This window comes from Roseovarius dicentrarchi, assembly GCF_003316635.1.
Taxonomy (GTDB): Bacteria; Pseudomonadota; Alphaproteobacteria; order Rhodobacterales; family Rhodobacteraceae; genus Roseovarius; species Roseovarius dicentrarchi.
On record NZ_QNQP01000054.1, the window covers coordinates 1 to 3,195 of the forward strand.

Below are 3,195 nucleotides of genomic sequence, written 5' to 3' on the forward strand. Positions count from 1 at the left end.
GGCCAGTCCTGCCCATGATCGCGTGAAATCACTGCCCGCGATCGCGTGAAACAGGTGCCCGCCTTCCCATGAAATCGCTGCCCACGATCAGCTGAAATCAGTGCCCGCCATCATGCGAAACGCGCAACTTTGGCGAATTGAGCGTTGAAGCGTTCTCTAAAGCCTTGCAAATAGGCGTTCCCAGCCTCCATGTCCGAGATACCAGCAAGGCGTAGTTCTTTGACCAAACGATCCTGCAATGTGCGGTTGGCACGTTCGACGCGGCCCTTGGCCTGAGAGCTGTTGGCGCATAAAATCTCAACGTTTAACGCGTTCAGCGCACGCCCAAACTGGGTCATGCGCGCACCGCCTTTGGCGTCGTCCTTGGCCACACGGAACACAGTGTGTTTGTCGCTGTAGAAAGCAACAGGGCGACCATATGCGAGCAAATAGTTTTCCAGTGCTTCGAAGTAGCTGAACGTGCTCTCGGACTTCACGAACCGCAGTTCCATGAGCGTGCTGGTGGCATCATCAATGAAGACGAGCAGGGTGCAGGGCTTATTCCGATCCTCGAACCAACGGTGATCTGATCCATCAATCTGGATCAACTCACCAAAACATTCCCGGCGCAAGCTGGGCTGGTGAAACCTGCGGCGTTGCTTGCGGGGCAGCCAGATACCGTCGTCTTGCATCCATTTGCGCAGCGTCTCACGCGAGACTCTGAATCCGTGATGTTCAGCCAGCATCTCGGCGGCCAGCGTCGGCCCGAAATCCGGATAGTTCTCCTTGATCAGGCCGAGCGCATAATCCCGTTTGGCCTGATGGATCAGGTTGTTCGGAGACTTCCCACGCGCCTTATGCCGGATCGCCGATGCGCCATCCTGACGATACCGCTTCAGCAACCGGAATATCTGCCGACGCGTCAGATCTAACATGTTCGCCGCGTTGTCGACGCTCAGCCGACCATCATCGACCTGCGCCAATACTTCCACACGGTTCAACTCGCGCTCGCTCATCATCACCCATCCCATGTCCGCTCATCCTCCCATCGTTTTGCGAGGAGAGTGACACTTCTGCTTTGCTCACGGGTGACATTATCGCTTTGCGGCTACAGTGTGTAAACGTATAATCTGGGTTATGTTAATATATGGCGTGGGGTCGTTGGCACAACGGCGATGCCTGCAATTTTCACTATACCTATTGGGTTTGATGAAAATAGACAATCTTGCAAAGCTAAGATCACCTTTCGACATGCTCTATGCATGCCAATCATAGCCAACCGATAAAACGATCAATATAGAAGCTGGCCAAGCAACAACCTCAACAGAAACCCCTTGAAGCTCTAGTTGGTGGAGGTCCTAAGACACACCAAACGCCGTGTCTTGTACTGCGGCCTTCGCCTAACAGAGTTGGAAAAGTAAACTATGCTTTCAAGACGTCATTTCGTGATGACTACTGCCGCCCTTTTCTCTGCGCCGATTGCCAGCCCGGTCTTCGCAAACACTTGGCCGACCGAAGCGCAAAAGGCTGCTTGGGACGCACAGGTGACGCCGGCCGGATTCAACCTGGAGACTTCCAATCCTTGGGGCCTACATCCGCGTTTTCTCCCCACTCGCGTAGTCGCGAACGACGGGCTCGTGCCGGGAGACATCCATGTGGATGCTGTGGCTCGCTATCTATACCACATCGAAAAAGGCGGCACGGCGATGCGCTATGGCGTGGCAATTGCGCGCGGAAAGCTCTACGAACCGGGCACTTATACGATCAAGCGTAAGGTTCGCTGGCCGCACTGGCAGCCGACCCAGAGCATGATTGATCGCGATCCGGAACTCTACGTAGACGTCGCCGATGGCATGGAGCCCGGTCCAGAAAACGCCTTGGGATCGCGCGCCTTTTATCTTTTCGTCGGCGACCGGGATACTTATCTACGGATCCATGGCACGCCGCATGCGAGAAGCATCGGCGGTCTTGCGAGTTCCGGCTGCGTGCGAATGGTCATGGCGCACATCAACGAACTCTACCCCAACGTAGAAATTGGCTCTACAGCATTTCTTTACTCAGCGGAGGACAGCGTCAGCCCGCGAAGCTAGGCGATGCGGGCGCTCGTGGGCTCGCCCCTGTATTTTACCGGATCGGCCTCAGGCTTCGCGTGCGGCGCAAATCGGGTTGCCTTCCGGACTGCGGAGCGGCACCAGGGTCGTCTCGACCGGCCCGCGATGCTCATACCAGAAACAGCCATCGTCGGGCAAAAGGCGCGCGGTGGAAATATCCTGATTAGGATCTGCCAGCGCGACGACGTTTGCGGGTATATTTCCGATTTGGTTTGCTGTGCCGCCGGTTTCAGCTGACTGCATGGCGCACCCGGCAGTAAGCGAAAGTGTTGTCGCAATCATCACGGCTCGCTTTTCTATAATCGCTCGCATAAACCTGCCTTCCATTGTTTGAATGCCATCACTCCGGCTCGTTAAGCCAAAGATCAGGGCCGGGATATTCGCCTTCACGACTAGCAAGGAATCATGTTGAAAAGCCAACACATTTTTAACTTGAACCTCTAGTGGCTGTAAGGGCTATGTCGAAGCTGTCTATCGAGTTCGATCCGATCAACTTGTTCCACCTCCAATGCAGTTTCTTCGACTATTACAACCAAGGCACGACATTGACGCCGACCCTGAGCACCGCCGACATCATCGCCAATGTCATGCAGAACGCGGTATCCTCGAATTCAGCTTCGCCGACCATGAACCGGGGCTCTACAAGTTTCACGCCCATCAGGCCGAATTTACTGAACTGGGCTGCATGGCGAATTTCAACATAGTGGACGCCTGAACGTGGCGGGCCAGCCAACACATTCGGAACCCCGGCGTGCGCAGAATCTTATCTGGTTGCTGATACCACTGGCGCTCTTCCTTGCCGCCAGAAATTCGCAGGAGCTCCCAGGACGTTTCAACGAGCCCGACGTGCAGATACCAGTAGCACCCGACTTCCGGCAATGACGCGCAGACTTAACAGGCTGCTGAAGTAATCACGTCTCGACAGTCATTTGAGAACATGATTCACTCCCGGGACGATAGCGGCGGGGGTGATTATGCGCGGGACAGACGAGACGAGCAGGTCGCTTTTCAGTTATGTCGATCTGGAAGAGCGCATCCCAGCGCGGCATCCGCTGCGCAAGATCAGGCAGGTTGTTAACGACGCGGTGGCCAGTCTGGATGCCGA

At 55.4% G+C, this 3,195-nt stretch carries 3 protein-coding genes and 2 pseudogenes; 2 read left to right on the plus strand and 3 right to left on the minus strand.

Annotated elements, in window-relative coordinates; all coding sequences use genetic code 11:
- Positions 1 to 131 precede the first annotated feature (131 nt).
- A pseudogene (locus DQ230_RS16655) lies at positions 132 to 1,010 on the minus strand (ISNCY family transposase); the annotation flags it as partial.
- 393 nt (positions 1,011 to 1,403) lie between these two features.
- Here DQ230_RS16655 and DQ230_RS16660 point away from each other — a divergent pair.
- Complete coding sequence (locus DQ230_RS16660; protein WP_113913680.1) at positions 1,404 to 2,069, plus strand: L,D-transpeptidase; 666 nt, start codon at positions 1,404 to 1,406, stop codon at positions 2,067 to 2,069.
- 48 nt (positions 2,070 to 2,117) lie between these two features.
- On the opposite strand, the gene DQ230_RS16665 is transcribed toward DQ230_RS16660, so the two are convergent.
- Both DQ230_RS16665 and DQ230_RS17470 read right to left on the minus strand, forming a co-directional pair.
- Positions 2,118 to 2,480, minus strand: coding sequence for a hypothetical protein (locus DQ230_RS16665; RefSeq protein WP_338050527.1), 363 nt, complete (start codon positions 2,478 to 2,480; stop codon positions 2,118 to 2,120).
- 136 nt (positions 2,481 to 2,616) lie between these two features.
- A complete protein-coding gene (locus DQ230_RS17470; RefSeq protein WP_275263553.1) occupies positions 2,617 to 2,742 on the minus strand; it encodes a hypothetical protein in 126 nt (41 codons plus the stop codon).
- 322 nt (positions 2,743 to 3,064) lie between these two features.
- Here DQ230_RS17470 and DQ230_RS16675 point away from each other — a divergent pair.
- A pseudogene (locus DQ230_RS16675) lies at positions 3,065 to 3,195 on the plus strand (IS5/IS1182 family transposase); the annotation flags it as partial.

Coding starts and splice junctions, on each gene's coding strand:
- DQ230_RS16660 (WP_113913680.1), top strand. CDS start 1,404: ATGCTTTCAAGACGTCATTTCGTGATGACTACTGCCGCCCTTTTCTCT.